The sequence below is a fragment of the Enhygromyxa salina genome, assembly GCF_002994635.1.
GTDB classification, from domain to species: Bacteria; Myxococcota_A; Polyangia; order Nannocystales; family Nannocystaceae; genus Plesiocystis; species Plesiocystis salina_B.
The window spans coordinates 150,313-172,113 of sequence record NZ_PVNL01000118.1 but is presented as its reverse complement, the minus strand read 5'-3'; the positions used below and the strand labels follow the sequence as shown (position 1 = coordinate 172,113).

19 protein-coding genes are annotated in these 21,801 nt (G+C 69.1%); 6 read left to right on the top strand and 13 right to left on the bottom strand.

Going from position 1 to position 21,801, the window contains the following annotated elements:
- Positions 1-12: 12 nt before the first annotated feature.
- The 3 genes from ENSA7_RS30505 to eno are packed head-to-tail and all read right to left on the bottom strand — an operon-like array spanning position 13 to position 4,598.
- On the bottom strand, positions 13-1,464 hold the full coding sequence (locus tag ENSA7_RS30505; protein WP_106092909.1) for a hypothetical protein: 1,452 nt from the start codon (positions 1,462-1,464) through the stop codon (positions 13-15).
- Positions 1,461-3,278 carry a peptidase M16 family protein gene (locus ENSA7_RS30500; RefSeq protein WP_146158311.1) on the bottom strand — a complete coding sequence of 606 codons (1,818 nt, stop codon included), beginning with the start codon at positions 3,276-3,278 and terminating at the stop codon, positions 1,461-1,463. The genes ENSA7_RS30505 and ENSA7_RS30500 overlap by 4 nt, the downstream gene beginning before the upstream one ends.
- A gap of 30 nt (positions 3,279-3,308) precedes the next feature.
- Positions 3,309-4,598 (bottom strand): phosphopyruvate hydratase, encoded by a 1,290-nt coding sequence (gene eno, locus ENSA7_RS30490; RefSeq protein ID WP_106092906.1) that lies wholly within the window; start codon positions 4,596-4,598, stop codon positions 3,309-3,311.
- A 172-nt stretch (positions 4,599-4,770) separates the two neighbouring features.
- On the opposite strand from eno, the gene ENSA7_RS30485 reads away from it, so the two are divergent.
- From ENSA7_RS30485 to ENSA7_RS30470, 4 genes are all read left to right on the top strand, one after another.
- Positions 4,771-6,108, top strand: coding sequence for a homoserine dehydrogenase (locus ENSA7_RS30485; protein WP_106092905.1), 1,338 nt, complete (start codon positions 4,771-4,773; stop codon positions 6,106-6,108).
- A complete protein-coding gene (locus ENSA7_RS30480; RefSeq protein WP_106092904.1) occupies positions 6,108-6,599 on the top strand; it encodes an acyl-CoA thioesterase in 492 nt (163 codons plus the stop codon). The genes ENSA7_RS30485 and ENSA7_RS30480 overlap by 1 nt, the downstream gene beginning before the upstream one ends.
- Positions 6,596-7,582, top strand: coding sequence for a class II fructose-bisphosphatase (gene glpX, locus ENSA7_RS30475; protein WP_106092903.1), 987 nt, complete (start codon positions 6,596-6,598; stop codon positions 7,580-7,582). Before ENSA7_RS30480 ends, glpX begins: the two co-directional genes overlap by 4 nt.
- 93 nt (positions 7,583-7,675) lie before the next feature.
- The gene (locus tag ENSA7_RS30470) at positions 7,676-8,170 is read left to right on the top strand and encodes a hypothetical protein (RefSeq protein ID WP_106092902.1); all 495 of its coding nucleotides are present in this window, start codon (positions 7,676-7,678) and stop codon (positions 8,168-8,170) included.
- A gap of 55 nt (positions 8,171-8,225) precedes the next feature.
- Here ENSA7_RS30470 and ENSA7_RS30465 read toward each other — a convergent pair whose 3' ends face one another.
- From ENSA7_RS30465 to ENSA7_RS30450, 4 genes are all read right to left on the bottom strand, one after another.
- Entirely contained in the window at positions 8,226-9,224 is a 999-nt protein-coding gene (locus ENSA7_RS30465; RefSeq protein ID WP_106092901.1) for a prolipoprotein diacylglyceryl transferase, read from the bottom strand.
- 76 nt (positions 9,225-9,300) lie between these two features.
- Entirely contained in the window at positions 9,301-11,103 is a 1,803-nt protein-coding gene (locus tag ENSA7_RS30460) for a hypothetical protein (protein ID WP_146158310.1), read from the bottom strand.
- Between the two features lie 89 nt (positions 11,104-11,192).
- Positions 11,193-12,398 (bottom strand): OmpA family protein, encoded by a 1,206-nt coding sequence (locus tag ENSA7_RS30455; protein ID WP_146158309.1) that lies wholly within the window; start codon positions 12,396-12,398, stop codon positions 11,193-11,195.
- Positions 12,398-12,892 (bottom strand): DUF4398 domain-containing protein, encoded by a 495-nt coding sequence (locus ENSA7_RS30450; protein ID WP_181234268.1) that lies wholly within the window; start codon positions 12,890-12,892, stop codon positions 12,398-12,400. The genes ENSA7_RS30455 and ENSA7_RS30450 overlap by 1 nt, the downstream gene beginning before the upstream one ends.
- A gap of 369 nt (positions 12,893-13,261) precedes the next feature.
- On the opposite strand from ENSA7_RS30450, the gene ENSA7_RS30445 reads away from it, so the two are divergent.
- Positions 13,262-14,131: an Ig-like domain-containing domain gene (locus ENSA7_RS30445; protein ID WP_146158307.1), complete on the top strand. Its 870-nt coding sequence runs from the start codon at positions 13,262-13,264 to the stop codon at positions 14,129-14,131.
- 9 nt (positions 14,132-14,140) lie between these two features.
- On the opposite strand, the gene ENSA7_RS30440 is transcribed toward ENSA7_RS30445, so the two are convergent.
- The 6 genes from ENSA7_RS30440 to ribF form a co-directional block, all read right to left on the bottom strand.
- A complete protein-coding gene (locus tag ENSA7_RS30440; RefSeq protein ID WP_146158306.1) occupies positions 14,141-14,494 on the bottom strand; it encodes a hypothetical protein in 354 nt (117 codons plus the stop codon).
- 112 nt (positions 14,495-14,606) lie between these two features.
- Positions 14,607-15,593, bottom strand: a complete 987-nt coding sequence (locus tag ENSA7_RS30435) for a Shedu anti-phage system protein SduA domain-containing protein (protein WP_106092895.1) — start codon at positions 15,591-15,593, stop codon at positions 14,607-14,609.
- Complete coding sequence (locus ENSA7_RS30430) at positions 15,590-16,876, bottom strand: sensor histidine kinase (protein WP_106092894.1); 1,287 nt, start codon at positions 16,874-16,876, stop codon at positions 15,590-15,592. Before ENSA7_RS30430 ends, ENSA7_RS30435 begins: the two co-directional genes overlap by 4 nt.
- Positions 16,877-16,971: 95 nt before the next feature.
- Positions 16,972-19,089, bottom strand: a complete 2,118-nt coding sequence (locus ENSA7_RS30425; RefSeq protein ID WP_146158305.1) for a protein O-mannosyl-transferase family — start codon at positions 19,087-19,089, stop codon at positions 16,972-16,974.
- Positions 19,090-19,103: 14 nt separating this feature from the next.
- A complete protein-coding gene (locus tag ENSA7_RS30420; protein ID WP_106092892.1) occupies positions 19,104-19,658 on the bottom strand; it encodes a hypothetical protein in 555 nt (184 codons plus the stop codon).
- Complete coding sequence (gene ribF / locus ENSA7_RS30415) at positions 19,655-20,845, bottom strand: riboflavin biosynthesis protein RibF (protein ID WP_146158304.1); 1,191 nt, start codon at positions 20,843-20,845, stop codon at positions 19,655-19,657. The genes ENSA7_RS30420 and ribF overlap by 4 nt, the downstream gene beginning before the upstream one ends.
- Positions 20,846-20,875: 30 nt before the next feature.
- Here ribF and dapA point away from each other — a divergent pair, with 30 nt between their 5' ends.
- Positions 20,876-21,772, top strand: a complete 897-nt coding sequence (gene dapA / locus ENSA7_RS30410) for a 4-hydroxy-tetrahydrodipicolinate synthase (protein ID WP_106092890.1) — start codon at positions 20,876-20,878, stop codon at positions 21,770-21,772.
- The last annotated feature ends 29 nt before the right edge of the window (positions 21,773-21,801 follow it).

The window sequence follows — 21,801 nt, the reverse complement described above, 5'->3', positions numbered from 1 at the left end:
GCGTACAGGCCGTCATTGCTCGACCAGCCGAATCGAGGCGGCGAGCTTGTCCCGAAATGTGTCATCGACCCCAGCGGCGGCCCACATCCAGCCGGGCTGGCCGGCTTGGGGATCAAACCACTCGGCCATGTAGGCCTGAACCTGCTCGGGCTCGAGCTCGAGCATGCCCTGCGCGTCCCGGGCGAGGGCGACGAAGATCTCCCTGTCGTTGCCCGCGAGGTCGATCGACTCGCTCCACAGCGAGGTCCAGTCTTCGCCCGACAAGCTGGCCTCGACCACGCGGGCGCCGAGCCACAAGTTGGCGGCCTGCTCGAGTCGCTCGCGCGGCTGCGGCGTGGCGTTGAACACCTGCATGCGGGCGATGATGCGCTGCAAGCTCGCGACCGGGTCGGTCGACGACACGCGGACTTTGATCGCGAGGATGCTGATCGGGCCGGCGACGAGCAGGCGGACGTCGAGCTCCTCTTGCAACAGCCGCTGACACAGGCGCGCGAGCGTGCGCGACTCGATGGTCGGCGTCGGGATCACCCGGCCGATCATGACGACCGCCCGGTTGCCGCGCTCGGGCTTGCCAGGGTGAAAGGACAGGCTGGCCGGCGCTTGCTCGGTCAGCAAGAAGGTGTCGGCGATCCGCTTGGGAGCCGGCGCGCGCAGGCGGTCGGTGACGTTGGGCTTGCCGGATCCAAACCCGATCGGGGCTTTCCAGCGGGTGCCGAGCCGGGCCACCGCCTCGCTCATACCCTCGTCCGCGGGGCTGCGGCCCGAGTGAACCAAGACCACGGCGTCGCGGGGATCGGTGAGCAGCGACCAGCCCTTCTCGAGCCGGTTCTTGGACAGATCCAGCAGGTCTTGCTTGGACGCGTACTCGTGCGCGAGCGGGTGGTCGAGCAGCTTGCTCGCGAGCGCGGCAGCAGCGAGCGCCGAGGGGCCAGCCTCGCGGTGTCGGGCCAAGACCTTGCCCTGGGCGATGGCGAGCAGCTTGGGGTTGCCGGCGTCGGCGAAGGTGCTGGCGAGCGCGGCGAGCAGCTCTTCGGCGTCGGCGTCACGTCCGTGGATGGCGATCTCGACCCGACCCGGGCGGCTGCTCAGCTCGAGTCGGGCGTCGAAGATGCGCCGCAGCCGGGCCGACAAGCGCAGCTCGATCGCCTCGAGCGCGGCCGTGGTCGCGGCGGCGCTGAGCTTGTCAGCGTCGACCGCGGTGGGCAGCAGCACGCGCACGTGGAACGCCGGGCTGTCGGTCTCGCGCAGCCAGTGCATGACCGCGCCGTTGTCGAGCTGGGCCACGAGCGGCGGCTCCCACGGGGGAGCGAGCACGCTGTTGGGATCGACCGGCTCACGATCGCTGCCGGTCTCGAACACGATCGGCGCGAGGGTCTCCTTGTTGCAGCGGCAGCCCCCGGTGAGCCCACCGACGACGGCGACGCCCACCACCAGGGCCGCGCGGGTCCTCGCCCAGCGGCTCACGCGTCGCCCCCGGCCGCTGTCTCGTTTTTGTCGGCGGGCTTTTTGTCGGCAGGCTGCTTGTCGGCGGCGGGCTGCTTGTCGGCGGCGGGCTGCTTGTCGGCGGCGGGCTGCTTGCCGGCGGGGCCACCCGTCGCCGGAGCTGGCTTCGCGCCCGGCTGAGGCGCGCCGTCGGCTGGTGGGCTCGGTGCGCTGTCGTGGGCCGGCGGGGGGACGTCTTGATCGGGATCGAGCAGCAACACCGCGCGGCGCGTGTCGAGCAGCTCGGGGATCGACGCGGCCAAGGTCGCGGCGGACTCGGGCAAGCTGGCCTGGGCCTCGCCAGTGGGCGCGCTCGCAGGTGGTCCCTCGGAGCCGGGCGCTGCGACCGGCGCGACCGGGTCCGCCGACGGCCCAAGCCCGTCGGCCTCCGCGGCGCTCGGGCGCGCGAGCGGCAAGCCCAGCACCTCGTCGCGCGGCCGCCCAGGCGAGCCCGCGCTCTTTGGGTTTCGTCGCTCACCCGCGCTGGCGAGGTGGCTGGCGAGCTCGAAGGGCGCGCGCAGATCAAAGCTGAGGTCGGTCTCGATCCGCACGCGCTGCGACTCGATCAGCTGAGCGAGCTCGGGCTCGACCGCGGGCGAAGTCGCGACGGCGCTGATCCGGGCCAGGCGCGCGGCGATCAGCGGCTCGGGACCCACGGCCGGCTCGTACCCGGCGGCGCGCAACACCAACAGCGGACGCCGGGGATCATCGGCGTAGGTGCATCGGACCCGGGCCTTTCCAGGATCGTCGCTGCCCTGCTGCTGGCGATTGAGGGTGCCGCACAACACCTGGGCCCAGGCCCGGGCGCTGAGGTCGCCGGGGACCGCCCACACCATGCTGTCGCCTTTTTGGCGAGGGACCCGGACGACGCGTGGCGCCGCGCCCGTGGCCGGCGGGGTCACGGCCGCGGCGATCGGCTTGCGCGGGCGCGCGGGTAGATCGGCGAACAGCGGCTCGACCCGCTCGAGCAGGGCCTCGGGCTCGTCGGGCCCGACCACGACCAGGGTCGCGAGGCGGTAGTCGTAGAAGCGCGAGAGCTGAGCGCCGACCCCCTGATCGAGCATGTCGCCGAGCGCCTGCGCGACCACGCGGCCGTCGTGGGCCATGCCGGGATCCTGCCACGCGGCCGCGGCGGCCTCCGGGGGGACCAGGTGCTTCACCCGGTCGTCGCCGCGCGCGTAGCTGAGCGACTTGAGCCACAGCTCGCGGCCGGTGTTGGGCGCCCGCAGCCGCAGCGCTTCGACCCGCAGCTGTTGATCGAGGCGCGAGATCGGGACTAGCGATTCGAACCGGACCTGCGCGACGCCGACGGCCATGGCCGCGAGCCCGCCGACGTCGTGGGCGGTGGCGATCGCCTCACCGGGCGCGAGCTCGCGGTTGCCCTGCTGAAGGTGGTAGGCGAGGGCGTGGATCAACCCGGGGAGGTTGTCGGGATCGTCGCGGGTGCCGAGCTCGAGCGCGAGCACGACCGCGGCGACCGGCAAGCTCGCGTCCTTGGCGGTGATCACCCGGAGGCCACAGGGAAGCACGACGTCGATGATCTGCTGGGGGGTCGCAGCGGCGGCGTCAAGCTCGTCAGCGGCGTCGGGCTCGTCAGCGGCGTCGGCCTCGTCTGCCCCATCTGGATCGTCGTCGGCGTCGGCGTCGGCGTCGGCGTCGGTCGTGGTGGGGTCGGACACGCCACCCGCGACGTTGGGCGGGAGCGGCTTCATGTTCAGGCCGCTCACGTCCCACGGCGACGCCAGCCCCACGCTCAACAGGGGGATCAGCAACGGAGCGAGGATGCGCAGCGTCATGCCGTATCTGTGCGTGGGCGTGGGTGGTGCTCAGCGAGCCGCGAAGATCGACCGGCCGCGGTACTCCGCGTCGGCGCCCAGCAGCTCCTCGAGGCGCAGCAGCTGGTTGTACTTCTCCGTGCGATCCGCCCGTGAGGCGCTGCCGGTCTTGATCTGCCCGGCCTCGGTTGCGACAGCGAGGTCCGCGATGAAGGTGTCGCTGGTCTCGCCGCTGCGGTGCGAGACCACGCAGCGGTAGCCGCTGCGATGGGCGACGCGCATGGCCTCGAGGGTCTCGCTGAGCGTGCCGATCTGGTTGACCTTGACCAGCAGCGCGTTGGCGACCCCTTCATTGATGCCCCGCTGCAGGCGGGTCTTGTTGGTCACGAACAGGTCGTCGCCAACTAGCTGAGTGGTCGCCCCCAGCCGATCCGTGAGCTGCTTCCAGCCGGTCCAGTCGTTCTCGTCCATGCCGTCTTCGATCGAGACCAGCGGGTACTTGGCGCACAGATCGGCGTAGAGATCGACGAGCTCGGCCGACGACAGCTCGCGCCCGCCCTCGCCCGACAGCACGTATTTTTGCTTGGTCTTGTCGTAGAACTCGCTGGCGGCGACGTCCAGGGCGAGGCCGATCTGCTTGCCAGGCTCGTAGCCGGCCCCGCGGATCGCCGTCATCAGGGTCTCGAGCGCCTCGGCGTTGCTCTGCAGGCTGGGCGCGAAGCCACCTTCGTCGCCGACCGCGGTGACCTTGCCGCGTTCCTTGAGCTGCTGCTTGAGGGTATGGAAGATCTCGACGCCGGCCCGCAGCGCGTCGCTGAAGCGATCGAAGCCGAACGGGACCAGCATGGTCTCCTGGAAGTCGAGGTTGTTGTCCGCGTGCGCGCCCCCGTTGATGACGTTCATCAGCGGGATCGGCAGGGTGCGGCACTGGGTCCCGCCGAGGTAGCGAAACAGCGGCAAGCCGGCGTCTTCGGCGGCCGCGCGGGCGCACGCGAGCGAGACCCCGAGCAGCGCGTTGGCGCCGAGCCGGGACTTGTTGGGGGTCCCATCGATCTCGCACAGGACTCGATCGATCTGGTTTTGGTCGCCAACCTCGAGCCCCTCGATCGACGGGGCCAGCGTGTCGTTGACGTTGGCGACGGCCGTGGTCACGCCCTTGCCAAGGTACCGGGTCTCGTCGCCGTCGCGCAGCTCGTGAGCTTCGTGCTCGCCCGTGCTGGCCCCGGACGGGACGGCGGCCCGGCCGAAGTTGCCGAACTCGGTGGTGACCTCGACCTCGATGGTTGGGTTGCCTCGGCTGTCGAGGATCTCGCGGGCGTGAACGGAGACGATGGTGCTCATGAGAGGAGGGCGCGAGTGGTCGCGCGGTCCGGCGGAGGGTAGCGCGTCGTTTGCGATGGCGCATCCACCCGAGCGCGCCCGGTTCCGCGCCGCCCATGACCACGGAAGAATGGGTTTTCCGCCCGTCTCCGGGTTTGACGGGTGCTGGCGGGCCCGGCTACCGTCCGCGCCGGTGCGCAGCATCCACATCGGCATGCTCGGTCTTGGCAATGTCGGCCAGGGCGTGCTGCGGATCCTCGCGGAGAACGGCGCGGCGATCAGCAACCGGATCGCCGCCAACCCGGTGATCTCGCGGGTGCTGGTGCGCGAGCTCGACAAGGCTCGCGCGCTCGAGGTCGACCCGGCGCTGCTGACCCTCGACCCCAGCGACGTGCTCGACGATCCCAACGTGCGCGTGGTCGTCGAGCTGATCGGCGGGATCGAGCCCGCGCGCAGCTACGTGCTGCGGGCGCTCGAGGCCGGCAAGCACGTGGTCACGGCCAACAAGGCGCTGCTGGCCGAGCGCGGCGAGGAGCTGTTCGCGGCCGCGGCGGCGCGCGGGCTCGACATCTACTTCGAGGGCTCGGTCGCGGGCGGGATCCCGGTGCTCCGGGCCCTGCGCGAGGGCCTGGCCAGCGATCGGATCGATCGCGTGATTGGCATCGTCAACGGCACCTCCAACTACATCCTCGACGCGATGACGCGGACCGGGGTGAGCTACGAGCAGGCCCTGACGGCGGCGCAGGCGGCGGGCTTCGCCGAGGCCGATCCAACCCTCGACGTCGAGGGTGGTGACGCAGCCCACAAGCTCGCGCTGCTGGCTCTGGTCTCGGTCGGCGTGCGCGTGGATCCCGATCGCATCCACACCGAGGGCATCACGCGGGTCCGTCCGTTCGACATCCGCAGCGCCCACGAGCTCGGCTATGTGATCAAGTCGCTCGCGCTCGCGGACTTCGACCAGCATGGCCGCCCGCACCTGCGCGTGCACCCGACCTTCGTGCCCCGCGATCACATCCTCGCCGGGGTCCGGGGCTCGTACAACGCGGTCGAGGTCAGCTCGCGCGCGCTCGGCCAGTCGATGTACTACGGCAAGGGCGCGGGCATGATGCCGACCGGCGTGGCCGTGGTGTCCGACATCATCGAGGTCTGCCGCGACATCGTGGGCTTCTCCGAGGGCGGCCCGCCGCCTGGGGCGTTTCGCGAGGTCCACCCGGTCGAGCCGGCGCCGCTCGACGATCTCGAGTGCGAGAATTACCTGTGCGTGCACGTCCCCAATGTCCCGGGGGTGCTGGGCAAGGTCGCCAGCTGTTTGGGCCGCCACGGGGTCAGCATCAAGCGCATGAACCAGGACACGCCGGGCGCGGATGAGCCGATCGACATGGTGATCATGACCGAGCGAACCCAAGAGGCCAAGGTCCGCGCGGCGGTGGCCGAGGTCGACACCTTCGATCTGGCGCTGATGCCCACCCACCGGTTTCGGATCCTCGACGCAGATGATCCGGTCGCGGACCAGGGCGGGGCAGGGGCCTGATGGCGCGACGCCTCGCCCACCCACCGGAGGTCCCGCTGCGCCGCGCCGCGCAGATCCGGGTGATCTACGCCGACACCGATCTCATGGGCGTGGTCTATCACGGGACCTACCTGCGCTACCTCGAGCACGCCCGGGTCGAGTTTATCCGCGAACTGGGGTTCGCGTACTCGGACCTCGAGCGGATGGGGGTCGGGCTGCCCGTGATCGATCTGTCGGTCAGCTATCTGGCACCCGCGCTCTACGACGACATCGTGAGCGTCGAGGTCGGGCTCGCCAAGCTCTCGTTCGCGCGGCTGCACTTCGTGTATCGGCTCAGCGTGCAGCCCGGCGACCGGCACGCCTTCGCCGGCCCGGACCCGCTGGTGCTGCTCTACGCCCAGACCTTCCATGGCTGCCTGAACATGCAAGAACGTCGCGCGACACGCCTACCCGAACCGGTCTACGACATACTCGAGGCGTACATGAGCGATCACGAAGGGACATCGGCATGAGTGACGAGACACCGCGAAAGATGGACCGCAAGCTGCTGCTCGAGTACGTGCGGGTGACCGAGGCCGCCGCGATCGCGTGCTCGCGCTTGATCGGCGCCGGTCGCAAAGAAGACGCGGACTCGCTGGCGGTCGAGGCCATGCGCCGCGCGTTCGACAAGGTGCCCGCGCGCGGGACCATCGTGATCGGCGAGGGCGAGCGCGACGAGGCGCCGATGCTCTACATCGGCGAGAAGGTCGGCCCCAAGGACGAGGAGCTGCCCGAGGTCGACATCGCCGTGGATCCGCTCGAGGGCACCAACCTGTGCGCGAGCGGGAAGCCGGGGGCGCTGGCCGTGCTGGCGATCGCTCCGCGCGGGGGTCTGCTCAACGCGCCCGACACGTACATGTACAAGATCGCGGCCGGGCCGGAGGGGGTCGGCGTGGTCACGCTCGACAAGAGCCCGGCTCAGAACGTGCTCGATCTGGCCGAGGCCAAGAACAAGCAGCCCGGCGACGTGGTCGTGGTCGTGCTCGAGCGGCCGCGCCACGACGCGCTGGTCGCCGAGCTGCGCGGCGCCGGGGCCAGCGTCCGCTTGATCACCGATGGCGACGTCAACCCCAGCGTCGCGACCGGGCTGCCGCACAGCGGGATCGACATGTTCATCGGCAAGGGCGGCGCGCCCGAAGGGGTGCTGTCCGCCGCTGCGCTGCGCTGCCTCGGCGGCGTGTTCGAGGGTCGCCTCGAGTTTCGCAACCCCGGCGAGCGCCAGCGTGCGCTGGGGATGGGGATGCGGGACCCCGATCGACTGCTGCGTCACACCGATCTGGTCAGCGGACCGTGCTTCTTCGTTGCATCGGGGGTGACCGACGGGCCGATCCTGGCTGGGATCCGCAAGGTCGGGCTCCGGACCCACGTCAGCAGCTTGGCGCTGCGCAGCGATACGGGCACGATCCGGCGGTTCGAGACCTCGACGCTGCTCGACCACCTCCCCGTCCATGATTGATGTGACCGGTGCGCGATAGGCACTCTGGCTAGTTGATCCGCGATTGTGGTCGTTGAGACAGGTGCGGGGATCGCATAGCCTGGTCAGGCAGGCATGACTGATTGGCTACGAGATGAGCAGTGCGGGGTAGCCCTGGATTTTCGGCACCACCCGGTGCTGATCTCGACCTGGGACGGGGCGCTCAGCTTGGAGATCATGGATCGCTACTACGCCTGGTCCGACGCGACTGCGGCGGCCGCGCTGGCGGCGGAGCAGCAGTTGCTGCACATCGCGGATCTGACCCGGGCACAGTGGCCCGACGCCGCCGTTCGCAAGCGGGTGTTCGAGCACAGCAGCGTCAACCTGTCCCGCGAGGTCACGCTGGCGACGATCGTGGTGTGTGGGGATCTGACCGACCGACTGACTGGCCTGGTCAGGAGCGTCGAGCAGCTCGGCGGGGGCCGACACCCCGCGAAGCTGTTCCTGGTCGAGACGGTCGCCGAGGGGATCTCGGTCGCGCTCGAGCAGCTGTGGAGCGCCCGGATTCCGCCGCCACTCGGGCTCGAGCCGGGGTGCTATCAGACACCGCGGCTCGACCTGGCCTGTTGATGGCCTGTTGATGGCCTGTTGATGGCCTGTTGACGGCTTGTTGATGGCCGGCTGACTACGCCTCTGGTTTGGCTTCTGGTTGCGGGCCGTCATCCGAGCTGGCGTCTGCGCTGGCGTCTGAGCCGCCGGACTCCTGCTTGGCGTTTCGCTTGGCGATCCGCTCGCTGTCGCGGGCGTAGTCGAGGTCCTCTGGCTTGGGCCTGCGCAGGAAGAACAGCCACACGCCCGCGGCGAAGATCGCCAGCGCGAAGTACTGCGCGGTGGTCAGCCCGAAGTAGCGCACATCTGGCGTGGCGATCTTGTCGGCCTCGGTCGCGCGCAGGAAGTCGAAGCAGAACCGGGCCGGCCCGTAGACCAGCGCAACGAGGCCGGTGAGCTTGCCGGGGAGGGCGTTTCGCCAGTCCCACACGAAGTACACGAACAGCGTCAGCGCGAGGATGACCAGGAATTCGAGCAGCCCGAGGTCATAGCGGAAGATCTCTTGGGCGGCCGAGCAGCACTCGGGCAGCGCGCGGCCCGTGGGGCAGCGACATGGCCACGGCCCGACCGCGCCGAAGGTGTCGGCGGAGACGATCTTGCCGGGGTGGTCGTGGACCAGGGCGCACGACAGCCGGCCAAAGCACATGCCGAGCAGCAGCCCGAACATGTTGCCGTCGGCGTAGACGAGGATCGGCTGCTTCTCCCGGCGCAGGAACCAGTTCATGCCGATGAACGCGCCAAAGAACCCGCCGACGCTCGACAGGCCGTTCCACAGCATCAGCAGGACCCACGGGTTCTCGCTGATCTTCTCGGGGAAGTAGAACAGCACCGAGATCCAGTGGGAGATCACGAAGCCGAACACCAGGACCCAGAAGATCTGGTCGCGGAACATCCACTCGTCGAGGTCCTTTTGCTTGGCGTAGACCTTGACCGCGACCTGGATGCCGAGCAGCACGCCGATCGCCACGAGGATCCCGAACACGCCGATCGTGAGGTGATCGCCGAGCAGCGGGATGTCGCTGCCGAACTCGAAGGTCTTCTCGGGGGCGACGACGTAGGGAATGGCGCCGAGCATCAGGGCGGGAAGGTAGCAGCCCCGCGCCGTTCTCGACAGCCGGGGCCCTGGCTCACCGGCTCCGCCGCCAGTCGGCTCAGAAGGTGATCGCTGGACCGACCGTGATGTCGATCAGCATGCTCGAGTCGTTGGGCAGCCACCCGCCGATGTGCAGCTCACCGAACAGGGCGAAGTTCTTGACGATCTGATAGTTGAAGCCGACCAGCGCGCCAAAGAAGAACGGGCCGATGCGGGCGACGTCAACGCGGTTGGCGCTGTTGGCGGTCGCCGTCACGTTGGCCGCGAGGTTGGTGTCGCTCGTGGGGTCGGTCTGGTCGCCCGTGCACGCCCCGTTGTAGGGCCACACTGGGTAGCAGCCAGTGCCGGTGAGATCGGTGTCGGCTCCGACCTCGAGGTCGTCGGGGATACTGTTGCCGTTGCGATCGTTGGCGAAGCCCATGTTGACGCGCAGACGGGCCGCGCCGCCGCCCGCGAACGCCCCGACGAAGGGCCTGAACTTCGAGGTTTCCTTGCCGAGGAAGTACTTGAACTTGGCGCCGACGGCCCACGTGAATTTGGTCGTCTGCTTGACCCCGACCGGCGTGGGGTTGCGGACGTCTTCCGCGAACGAGGTGGTCAGATCCTTGCCCGGATCGTCGCGGAACATCGAGGCGCCGGTCACGACCTGCAGGCGCCCGTACACGCCCAGCGACACGCGCTTGCCCACGCGAAACGACAGCTCGGGCGCGATGTGAAACGGCGCCATCGCAAACCCGGTCGAGACGGGGTGGTGCTCGGCGCACTCCTCGGCGTTGTAGGCCGTCATCATGTCGCCGGTGGTTCCGGGCGCGCCGAAGCTGTCGAACGCCTGGATGAGCTCGGCGGCCGGCACGTCTTGCACGTCGCGCGGGCCGGCGACCCAGCGGGCGATCGCGCAGCCGGACTCGGCCGGGCCGTAGACCTGCGAGCCAGCCGGAAAAAATTGGCGATAGGTGTTCTCGGCCGTGCCGCCGCCGAGCCCGGCGATGCCAAACCCGGTGCCGACGCCCAAGTTGATCCACACGCGCGGCAGGCTGCTGGGGCCCTTCGGCTTCTTCGGCTCGTCCTCGACCGTGGGCTCGACCTCGTCGGGACCCTCGTCGGCGCAGCTCTGCTCGAGCACGAGCGGCTGATCTTGGAGGCCGAGGTTGGCCGCCGGGTTCATCGACGCGTCGAAGGCGTAGATGAAGTACTCGATGTTGACGTCGCCGTGCTCGGCCGCGGGGATGTCGACCTCGGCCACGTTGGAGAACGCGGGCATCTCGGCGCCGATGAACTCGCTGTCGCTGCCGGCCTTGCGCCAATACAGGGCAGCCTGGCCACCATCAGGGACGCTGAGCAGCACCTCGAAGTGCAGCGGAGCCCCGCACGCCTCGACTGGTTCGGTGAGGGTGATCGCCTGGGGTGCCGAGGCGCCGCTGGCCTGCCGGGCCTGCTGCATGTACGCGGCGATGTCGTCGGAGCGCATCTCCATCGGCACGACGACGTAGTAATTGAGCGACACCGCGCGCTGGAGATCGGCGAGGATCTTGGCTGCAGCGCCGTGGCCCTCGGCCGAGAAAGTCAGCGCCGCCCGCAGCATGTACAGCGACGCGAGCACCGGATCCTGCCCGTTGCCCGCGCTCTCGGCCCCCGAGATCGCCGTGTTCAGGATGTTGTTGGCCTGGTCGTACTCGAGGTTGTTGGCCTGGGCGAGCGCGGCGTCGTAGGCCGCCTTCATCTCGTCGCGCGGGCCCGCCCACGCAGACTGCGGCGCGAGCAACCCGAGCGCGAGGACGCCGGCCGTAGCCAGCCCGATCCCACGGAGGGCGCGAAATGAGGAGGGGGAGGTCCGTGAATTCGAGACGGTTTGGCGGTCCATGTAGCGCTCCTACCGACGGCCCGGGGGGGCTGGCGTCGCCCGAACAAAGTCGGGACGACGCCCGCTCGGGACCCCAGGTACTCGCGCGGTTACTTGTTGAAGCAGGCGGGGTTGTCCGTGCGGTTGAACTCCACGCGACGGTTGGCTTCGCGGCCCTCTTTGGTGAGGTTGGAGTCGACGGGCACATCCTCGCCGTAGCCCTTGGTGGCGACGCGACTGGCCGCGATGCCCTTGCTGACGAGGTAGTCTCGCACGCTGTCGACGCGCCGTTGTGACAGCTTCTTGTTGTTCTTGTCGCTGCCCTTGCTGTCGGTGTGGCCACCGATCTCGATGGTGATGTCGGGGTTGTTGTTGAGCACCGTCACCACGTCGTCGAGGAGCTTGTGGTTCTTTTCGCTGACGTCGGCCTTCTTGGTGGTGATGCTGTGCTTGTTCGAGTCGAACAAGACCTTGTCATCGAGCTTGATCGCGCAAGGATCGACCTTGACCGCGAGATCCGGGCAGCCGTCCTCGTCCTGATCGCCGTCGAAGTCCTCGGGATCGTTGGGACACGAGTCGTCGCCGTCGAGGATCCCGTCCTTGTCGTTGTCGGCCTCGGGGCAGCCGTCCTCGTCCTCGAACTGGTCGAAGTCTTCGGGGTCGTTGGGACAGGTGTCGTCGCCGTCGAGGATCCCGTCTTGATCGTTGTCGGGATCCGGGCAGCCGTCCTCGTCCTCGAACCCGTCGGGATCCTCGGGGTCGTTGCGGCAGTCGACCTTGTCCTTCTGGTCGAGGTTGATCCAGACCCGATTCTCGTCGAGCGCGGAGGCATCCTCGACGCCGTCGCCGTCGTTGTCCTTGTCGGGGCAGCCGTCCTCGTCCTCGAACGCGTCGAAGTCCTCGGGGTCGTCGGGGCAGCCGTCGAGATCGTCGTCGTAGCCGTCACCGTCGCGGTCGCCAGCGGTGGGGGCCGCCGCGGCGGTGACGTTGCCGGGCGCGCGGCAGCGGACCGGATCGGTCTTGAGCTCCGCGATCTCGGTGTACTTGCCAGCGAGGATCACGTGCTCTTTGCCACGGTAATACTCGCCCATCTTGAGCGCCTCTTCGGCGAACTTGACGTTGGCTTCGGCGAGCGCGGTCTCTTTGGGTGCGCAGCCGATGGTCTTGGAGCCGTTGGCGATGGTGTCTTGCAGGCGGGTCTGCGTGCCGCCGACCTTGCCCTCGAGCAGCTTGCCCGCGCAGCTGCTGAGCAGCACCAGCGAACACAGCGAGGCCAGCGACACGAGCGGGGTGAGGGATCGAATTCGATCGCGCATCAGCCCTTGCTCCCCGTGTTGGCGCCGTCTTTTTTCTCGCCGGCGTCGTCACGCTCGACTTCGTCGATGCTGTCGATCTGCTTGCCCTCGGAGTCGACCATGTCGGTTGGGGCGGCGACAGCCTCGTCGCGAACCACCGAGCCGCCCTTCTTGACCCGCTGCGCCTTGACCTTGGCCTCGTTGGCGAGCTGCTTGGACCGCTCGCCAAAGTCGAAGGAGCGCTCGTACTCGCTGTAGCCCATCAGGATCTTGGACTGCTCGAGGTACGCGACCGCGCCCCAGTACTCGTAGGGCGCGTACTCTTCTGCGCCCGCGGCCTCGGCGTCGGCGACGGCCCGAGTCGCATCGGTCGCGACCTTCTTGAGGTAGCCAAACGGACCGCAGCCTGCGCACGCGACGACACACGCCAGCCCAATGAGCCGGGTGGCCAGCCGGGTGGCGAAACGAGGGGCAAGACGGGCAGAAACTGTGGGGCGGGTAGTCGGAGGGTGCACCGAGAACTCCCTGCTCTTGGGTCCGGCGGGGGAGCCGGGCGCTGGCAGCACGAGGCGTAGCCCCCGTACAACACAAGCGAATTCGGCGGCGACGATAGCAGGGGAGCGCGCACAGGGTCAACAACGCGACTACTTGGGCGCCTCGTGGGTGGTCGGGGTGCGCGAGGTCTGCGGTGTTCCCGCGGTGGCCGGTCGAGCGCTTGGCCCACGGGCCCGGTGCGGGGCATCGAATCTGTGCTGGATCTGGGATAGATTTGGCCCGCGCGAGGTGCCAATGGCGTGCGAACGCATCCAGTCAGGCTGTGGGCGCTCGTGAGCTGGGCGCCGCGGGGGTCGGATCGGCGGCTCGGACGGGCAGCCGCGGGGCTCATGAGTGTGGTCACCGCGCTCGGCTGCGGCGATCTGGACGAGCGGCAGCGCTTCGAGCCTGCGGTCGGGGTGTTGGAGATCGTCCAGACGATCCCGGCTGCGGGGGCTGTCGACGCGGACCCGCTCACGCAGATCGACCTGTGCATGTCGGCCGAGGTCGATCCGCGCGTGCTCGACAGCTTCGACGCGACCCTGCACTCGGCCGAGCTGACGTTCGACGTGGAGCACGAGGTTCAGCTGTTCAGCTGGCGGGGTCCGGGCAGCCGCTCGGCGCTCGCCGACGCGCGCTGGTGCCCGGGCTCGGTGTTGTCGCTGACGCCCAGCGGGGTGCTGCAGCCCGGGTTGACGTATCGGATCCAGCTGCGGCCGGCCTTGCTGGGCTGGGCTGGCGAGGCGCTCGACACCGACGCGGACGGCTGGAGCCCCAACGCCGACGGTGACCTGCGGTGGTTCCTCGAGTTTCGGGTCGCGGGGTCGCCGGGCGATGACGCGCCGGACGACGTCCCCGCGCTCGACGTGGGTCCGACGCTGACCCAGCTGTTCGAGCCCGGCGAGCTGTTTGATCCGCAGCGAGCCGCGTGCGGTTGTCATCAGGGCACCGACGAGCTGGCGAGCGCCCGCCTGGACCTCTCGGATCCGCAGATCGCGTGGGAGCAGCTGGTCCTGCGCACGGGCACGGAGTCGACGGGTGCGGTCATGGTCAGCCCGCGGCGGCCCAGCGAGAGCTACTTGATCCACAAGTTATTGCGGACCGACTCGGGTGAGCCGCTGCATGCGGTGCGCGGCGGGCCGATGCCGCCCGACGCACCGCTGCCGCACGCGGACCTGGTTCGGGTCGCGCACTGGATCGCGTCGGGGGCCCTCCAGTAGCCGCCGCGATCACGGCTCGTGCTGCATGCGGCCGACCATCTTGAGCATGGTCTCGAGGTTGCTGACCTCGGCCTCGGTCTTGGCGATCAGATCGTCGATCTCCTTGTTCTGGACCCCGAGCTCGCGGGCCTTGTGGAGCTGCTCGAGCGCGGCCTTGGTCTTGTCGAGACACTGGCTGACCTTGGCTGAGTTGATCGTCGCCTGACCGGCGCGTACGTCCGGCTTGCAGTCGCCGCGCTCGGCCTCACCGAGCAGGCGCAGGCCCTCGGTGAGGTAGTCGTTGCCGCTCTCTTTGCAGCCACCCACGCTCAGCGTGGCGAGCAAGAGCAGCGATGGCACCCAAGTCGGCCGTGACCCGATCATGCGAGGATCATCGCATGGAACCCGGTGCATGTTCCCGCACAATTCTCCGCCTGGGTGGCGGTTCGGCGACCCGTTCCCGGGGTACGCTGGCGAGCGTCGTTCTCGCCGGCTCTCAGCGATGAGGTTCTGGCCGGTAGCGGTGGAGTAGACTCAGATACTGCTCCGCGCGCTCGACCAGATCGTCGTAGGTCAGCAACATGAGGCCGGCGTAGTAGCTATTCTCGAGCCGGACCCTATCGCGCTGGGCCTTGCGCTCGTCGTCGGTCCCCGTGTAGCGACCGATGACCAGAAAGCCGCGCGGCCGGTTCATGGCGACGGAGGTCAGACCTTTGCGGGCCTCGTAGCTGCGCGTGAGCTGGGGTTCGTGTCGCACCACGTCGCAGTAGTCGACGAGCTGGCCCAGCCCCTTGGACGTCTCGGGGCTGTGGTACAGCCAGTCGTTGTAGCGGCTGAACACGGGATCCCGTGGGCGCTTCAACTCCCAGAGATCGGGGAACCCGTCGTGACGGACCGCGAAGAGGTCGACTTTTGCGCCGCGGGCGATCTCGTGCGGCGACCGGCAGTCGTTGTACTCGGGGCCCAGCAGCACATACCAGTGCTCATGGATGAACTTTCGATAGTCGTCCTCGGGCAACTCTTCGTCGAGCATCTCGCGAAACCGGCGGATGGCACGGCTCATGGAGTACGCGGGATGGGCGAGGGCGACCGCGACCGCCTCTCGAAGGTCGGTCTCGAGGTTCTCGGCATCCTTGAACACGAACTCGCCGCCGTTGGTCTGTTGAAGCACCGTCCGCGTGATCTCGGCGTCGTTGGTGGCCGTCACGATGATGATGGCGCGGAACGGATCGTCGCGGATCAGTCGATCGAGGAGATCGAGCCCGTGGCGCACGTCTTCATCTGCGCGATTCGGTGCAGACGGGAGACTCAGGTCGAGGACGACGACATCGGGACGCGAACGTCGAGCTTCGCTCAGCGCGTCGTCACGCGCGGAAGCCCGCGCGACTCGATAGCCGGACTCGGTCAGCCAGCGGACGTAGTCGGCGGCGCTCGAGTCGTGGTCTTCGACGACGAGAACGGAGTTGGGTACATGGCTGATCATGAGAGGCTCTCGGGACTCGCGGGTAGTTCGAGGAAGAAGCAGGTCTGCGCAGTGCGTGTGTCCATGCCGATACGCCCACCCATGAGATCGGCATACTTGCGCGCGATGGGCAGTCCCATCCCGGTGCCGAGCGGATGACCATCGCCCCCTTTCTTGGTTGTCACGCGAGGCTGAAAGATGCGCCCCCGATCGTCGGCGTGGACGCCGGAGCCGCTGTCGAGGATCTCGATTCGAATCGTCAGCAGTTCCTCGGCTCGGTGCGCGCGAACCTCCACGCGCGGGCCCGAGTCTTCGTCGGGTTCGGCCGAGGCCGCTTGGAAGGCGTTCTCGGCCAAGCAATAGAGGGCCTCACGAAACATGTGACGGTCGCAGCGAGACACCAGCGCAGGAGGAACGTTAATTGTCGCGTCGACCGACAAAAAGCGCTCCGTGAGTGGGGCGACGACCGACTCGATCTCCGGCAGGAGCACGACGTCTTCGATGTGAAGCTCGGGCTGCGCGCTCCACATGCTGGATTTTTCCGACAGCGCGATCTGAAAATCGATCTCTTGTGCGATTCGATCGAACTCCACGGAGATGTGCTCGAAGGCCTCCGGGGCGAGCTTCCTGCGCATGGACTTGAGGTGCGAGCGAACCGAGCCGGCGGTGCGCTTGAGCTGGTGCGAGAGCGCCGCCTGGACTTTTTGCTCGACCTCGGACTCGATCTCGGCACGGAGTCGCTCGGTGCGACTCGCTGCAATGTTCGTCAGCAATCCCGGCGCTAGGAGGGCCAGAAACATCAGGACCCATCGTTGGGGGAACTCGAAGCGAAGCAAGAAATTGCTGTTGCCGTCGGCGATGCAGCGGGCGACGAAATAGTCGCGGACCAGCGTGTTGCTAAAGCTGAGGCTATTTGTGCCAGTGTCATGGAGCCACTCGGCGGCGTCGGTTCCATCACGAAGCGGGCAAGCGCCTGCGATGAATTCCGTGTGCCAGCCAAAGCACTCTCCGAGGAGAAAATCCTGGTGGGCGATGGTCTCCAGCAGACCGGGAGCATCTTGATCGACCAGCGAGTCGAGGTAGCGCGCCGTGACCTTGACCACCCACTCATCGAGCTTCGCCGAGGACGGGGCCACCGACTCGATGGCCCGGATCATGAATCGTGCCGACGAAGATCGCTCAGCGAGGGCCCGAAAATCGTCGACCTCCGCACAGGCGCTCGCTAGCACCGCGAGCGCATCTGGACCAACAAACGGAGCGTACAAGGCCGCGATGTCCACGGTCTGGGTCGCGTCGTCAGTCACATGCAGAACCTACACGCAACAGTGGTCTACGGACAGGACGCGATGTTTGCGCGCGGCGGGAGTGACACCCTCGTCGTCCTCGCCTCCACCTACCTTCAGTTCAGCCTGGCAGCGGCTCGCTCGATGCAGGCCTGATCCTGCTGGGCCTGGCAGACCAGCAGCAAGCGCGACCACCCGCTGCGCTTGTCGGCGGCCAGCTCCACCGACAGCTCGGCCAGCTCCCGGGCCTCGTCGAGGGTCGCCGGATCCCGCGACAGATACAGCGCCAAATTCGACAGCGCGGTCGGTCGCTCGGGGTCGAGCTCGAGCGCGCGACGGGTCAGCTCGATCGCCTCTTTGGTCTCGCCAAAGCGATCGCGCACGGCCCCCAGCCCGATCAGCGAGCGCGAGTGATCCGCGAGGACCTGATCCAGGATCGCCCGATAGCCACGCTCGGCCTCGAGCCAGCGCACCGGTGACTCGGGCGCCCGGGAGAACTCGCCGTTGATCCACAGCGCGAGCGCGTCGGCGAGCCGCTCTCGATCGACCGGGTTGGTCAGCTGCGCGTCCCAGCGCGCGATCGCGTCGGCCAGCGGATCATCGCGACGGGTCACCCCAGGTGGCAGCGCGTGCTGATCCGGGGGCAGCTCGGCGATCCAGATCGGTGGCACGCCCTCGCCCGGGATCGCGACCCCGACGAGCACGGCGGTGCCGGGCGCCTCGAGCACGACGGCGCCCCGCCACGCGGACAACAGCGCGTCGATACGATCACGATCGCTGTCGCCCGCGGCGGCTGCGACGGCGTCCCACACCGCGGCCCGCCGGGCGGTCCCGCGCTGCCACGGGGTCGGGGTCCGGTACAGGTGCTGGGCCGGTATCGCGATCACGTCGGGTCGCGCGCCCTCGAGCGCGCGGGCGGCGAGCAGGCCCGCGCTCAGATCGTCGGACTGACTGAGGATCAGCGCGTCGGTCGGCGAGCGGGCCAAGACCTCGCGGGTCCACGCGTGCGGAGCCCACGATCGGGTCACGCGGGCGTCGGCGAGGCTCTCGAACCCGGCGGGCAGCCACAGCGCGCAGGCCAGCAGCGGCAGCATGATCCAGCGCATCAGCGGCCGCTCGGCCGTGAACCGGTGGATGCCCAGCGCCAGCGCCAGCGCACCCAGCAGCGCCAGCGCGAGCCCGGTCTGGCGATCGCGGCCGCCCATCGGATTGATCGCCACGACATAGACCAGCTCGACGGCGACCAACCACCCGACCCAGCGCAGCAGCCGGTGGTCGTCGTCGACGAAGTCCGCGAGCTTGGCCGGCTTGTCGGGCCCGTCCTTGCGCTCGCGGGCCGCGAGCGAGAGTGGCCGGGTGAGCCCAAACGCCAGGGCCGCGACCGCGATCAACAGCCCGATCGGCCCGAGGTCTTCGACCAGCCGCAGCGCGAGCAGACGCAGCTGCAGCAGCCACGCCTGCGGGCCCATGCCGCCCAGCTTGACCTCGAAGCTGTCGCGGATCGCCGTGGCTTGCACGTGCGCCCAGATCGTCGGCCAGGTCTGCGGGTCGCCCCAGTCGGCGATCGTGTCGCGGGCCGACGCGAGCGGCAGCGTCAGGACCACGACGCTCGCCAGCGCCACCGCCAGCGGCGCCCACCGGGCCCACGGCTCGGCCCGGCGCCACGCCAGCCACCACACCAGGATCACGGGCGGGACCAGGGCCAGGCGCAGGTCGCCAAACCCCCAGGTTGCGACGACCGCCGCGAGCACGCCGATGCAGCGGCGCGACAGCTGCCGTTGCTTGTCCACCGCCGGATCAAAACCCCACAGCGTGGCCATCAGCAGCAGCGCCGCGAACGCGTAGATCTCGACGACCCGACCGTTGCGCGCGAGCGTGAGGCCGAGCGGCAGCCACACCCCAATGATCCAGCTCAGCGCCCAGTGGACACCGCGGCGGCGCAGCATCGCCAGCAACAGGGCGATCGCGCCAGCCATGCACGCGCTCGAGACCACCGCCATGCGCATGCCCAGCGGCCCGATCGGGAGCGCCGTCGCCAGGTGCAGCAAGGGGACATAGCCGGGCACGCCGGTCGGGTGCATGACCCCCAGCCACGCGCCTGCACTGGCGATCTCGCCCGAGTCCAGCCAAAAGTGCGCAGGCGAGGTCGCGCACGCCAGCCACACGAACCCCAGCCACACGATCGCGAGCTCGTGCACGATCGAGTGCGGCGGTCGGGTGTCAGGCGGGGACATGGCGCGCCCCTCCTTCACCAGCTCAGCGGATCGGCGACCGCCAGCACCCGCGAGGCGGGGCGCCGCGCGTGACCAGCCAGCAGGGTCGGGGGCTGGCGCGGGCCGGGGCTCAGCACCAACATCACGGCCGCCGACGCCGGTCCGAGCGGCGCGTCGATCAGGCGGGTCCCCGCCGGGTCCAGGCAGCGCAGCGAGCTGTAGCGCAGCGCCATCGCGCCCGGGTCGTGGGTGTCACGCAGCGCCGCGATCGCAAATACGACATCGAGGCGCGAGTTGTCGGGCATGCCTGGCAGCTCGAGCAAGCTGGCCGGCACCGACCAGCTGAACTCGAGCTGGCCGGCGCCAAGATCGATCCCGGTCGCCGAGCTCGCGGCGAAGCGCACGGCCAGCTTGGCGGTCTCGACTGGCCGCAGTCGCTCGAGCAGCGCGAGCGCGAACCCGTTGGTGGGCTCGTCCTCGAGCACGGCTGCACAGGTCTGGCGCGCGTGCTCGATGTGACCCTGGGCCAGGTACACGTGCGCGAGCGTGGGCGAGGCGAGGCCGTGCTGGTCGGGCGGGGGGTGCTTCATCGCTCGTTCCCGATCAGTTCGTTCCCGATCCGCTCGACCGGCTCCGAAGTTGGCTCCGCCTCGACCCGCCTCGCGTGGCGCAGCTCGGCCGCGGCCGGGGTCAGCAGCGGTCGCGCGCGCTCGATGTCGGCGGTGATCGCCTCGCGCAGCGCGTCGACGCTGTCGAACCGCTGCTCGTCGCGCAGCCGAGCCACGAACGCGACCTCGACCGCGCGACCATAGAGCGTGTCGCCCAGGTCGACGTCGAGCGCGTGGACCTCGAGCGTGGTCGCGTCCGTATCCGTAAAGGTAGGGTTGGTGCCGAGGTTGGCGACCGCGGGCCAGCACTCCTGCTCGCGCGACTCGTCGGCGGCGAGCAGGCTCAAGAAGCAGGCATACACGCCGCCCTTGGGGTGCAGCGAGCGGCTCGCCACGTTCGCGGTTGGGTAGCCCAGGGTCCGGCCTCGCGCCGCGCCGTGCTCGACCGTGCCACCCACCGCGTACAGGCGGCCGAGCAGATTGGCCGCCTGCGCGACCTCACCAGCGGCGACCAGCTCACGGATCGCCGTGGAGCCCAGCTTCTCCCCGGCCAGCGGACCCGCTGCCGCGGCGATCTTCTCGACCACGCTGACCTCGATGCCGGCTGGTGCGAGCAGCACTCGTAGCTGCGCGGGTCCACCCACGCGCTTGGCCCCGAACCGGAAGTCATAGCCGACCACCACCGCGGCCGGGCGCAGACCCTGCAACAAGAATTGATCGACGAACTCCGCGGGTGACAGCTGTGAGACACCGACGTCGAACCGGAGGATCACCAGGGTGTCGACGCCGAGCTCGCGGCACACGTGCTCGCGCTGGGCGGGCGTCTGCAACCGCGGCGCGGCACCCTGCGACGCTCCGGGTCGCGCGAGCACCTCCGACGGGCGCGGCTCGAAGGTCACCACCGCCACCTTGGGTGCCAGCGAGCGGGCCCGCGCGATCAAGCCCTGGTGCCCGCGGTGCATCCCATCGAAGGTGCCGAGGCACACAGCCGTGCCGGCCGGCAGCGGCGAGAGCTCTCCGGGTGCGTGGGCCGCGGGGACGGTCGAGAAATCGAGCACGCGCATGTCGAGGTGGCGGATCCACAGCGAAGCTATCGGGGCCCAGCACCGAAGTCCAACCGCCCCGCCGTTCCCCCGCTCGCGCCCCGCTGGCTCGGGGCTCTTGGGCAAGGGTCGCGCATTTGGTAACGTCGTTGATCGATGGCGGGCAAGCAATTCCGCGGTGTGTTCACGGCGCTGGTCACTCCCATGACGGCAGACGGTCGCGTCGACGACCCGGCCCTGGCGCGCCTGGTCGAGGCGCAGATCGAGGCCGGCATCCACGGGTTGGTCCCCTGCGGGACCACGGGTGAGGCCGCCACGCTCTCGCACGCCGAGCACATCCACGTCGTCGAGGTCGTCACCCGGACGGCCGCGGGGCGCGTGCCCGTGCTCGCGGGCGCCGGCTCCAACGCGACCCGCGAGGCGATCGAGCTCGCGCGCGCGTGCAAGGAGCTGGGCGTGAGCGCGACCTTGCAGGTCGTGCCCTACTACAACAAGCCGCCGCAAGACGGCCTGATCCGGCACTTCGAGGCGATCGCCGACGCGGTCGCGCTGCCGGTCGTCCTCTACAACGTGCCGGGCCGCACGGTCACCAACATGCTGCCGACCACGGTCGCGCACCTGGCCAAGCACGAGAACATCGTCGGCATCAAGGACGCCACCGGTGATCTGCACGTCACCGCGCAGCTGCGTGAGCTGTGCGGCCCCGACTTTTCCCTGATGTCCGGCGACGACTTCACGCTGCTGCCGTTCCTGGCGACCGGCGGCGACGGGGTCATCTCGGTCGTGTCCAACCCGGCGCCCGCGCTGCTGGTCTCGCTCTACGACGCGTTTTGTGCCGGCAAGCTCGACGACGCTCGCGCGCTGCACTTTCGCCAGCTGCGGCTGACTCGGCTGCTGTTCAGCGACCCCAACCCGATCGCTGTCAAGGCGGCCATGCACATGCTGGGGCAGCTGGGCGTCGCGGTACGCTTGCCGCTGCGTCCGCTCGACCTCGACGCTGACCTCGCGTCCAGCCTGCGCGCGTGCCTGCGCGAGCTGGCCCTGCTCGACTGAATCTCCCTCCTGCGCTCTCGACTTACTCC

Coding starts and splice junctions, on each gene's coding strand:
- ENSA7_RS30500 (WP_146158311.1), bottom strand. CDS start 3,278: ATGACGCTGCGCATCCTCGCTCCGTTGCTGATCCCCCTGTTGAGCGTG.
- eno (WP_106092906.1), bottom strand. CDS start 4,598: ATGAGCACCATCGTCTCCGTTCACGCCCGCGAGATCCTCGACAGCCGA.
- ENSA7_RS30480 (WP_106092904.1), top strand. CDS start 6,108: ATGGCGCGACGCCTCGCCCACCCACCGGAGGTCCCGCTGCGCCGCGCC.
- glpX (WP_106092903.1), top strand. CDS start 6,596: ATGAGTGACGAGACACCGCGAAAGATGGACCGCAAGCTGCTGCTCGAG.
- ENSA7_RS30470 (WP_106092902.1), top strand. CDS start 7,676: ATGACTGATTGGCTACGAGATGAGCAGTGCGGGGTAGCCCTGGATTTT.
- ENSA7_RS30465 (WP_106092901.1), bottom strand. CDS start 9,224: ATGCTCGGCGCCATTCCCTACGTCGTCGCCCCCGAGAAGACCTTCGAG.
- ENSA7_RS30460 (WP_146158310.1), bottom strand. CDS start 11,103: ATGGACCGCCAAACCGTCTCGAATTCACGGACCTCCCCCTCCTCATTT.
- ENSA7_RS30455 (WP_146158309.1), bottom strand. CDS start 12,398: ATGCGCGATCGAATTCGATCCCTCACCCCGCTCGTGTCGCTGGCCTCG.
- ENSA7_RS30445 (WP_146158307.1), top strand. CDS start 13,262: ATGAGTGTGGTCACCGCGCTCGGCTGCGGCGATCTGGACGAGCGGCAG.
- ENSA7_RS30440 (WP_146158306.1), bottom strand. CDS start 14,494: ATGATCGGGTCACGGCCGACTTGGGTGCCATCGCTGCTCTTGCTCGCC.
- ENSA7_RS30435 (WP_106092895.1), bottom strand. CDS start 15,593: ATGATCAGCCATGTACCCAACTCCGTTCTCGTCGTCGAAGACCACGAC.
- ENSA7_RS30425 (WP_146158305.1), bottom strand. CDS start 19,089: ATGTCCCCGCCTGACACCCGACCGCCGCACTCGATCGTGCACGAGCTC.
- ENSA7_RS30420 (WP_106092892.1), bottom strand. CDS start 19,658: ATGAAGCACCCCCCGCCCGACCAGCACGGCCTCGCCTCGCCCACGCTC.
- dapA (WP_106092890.1), top strand. CDS start 20,876: ATGGCGGGCAAGCAATTCCGCGGTGTGTTCACGGCGCTGGTCACTCCC.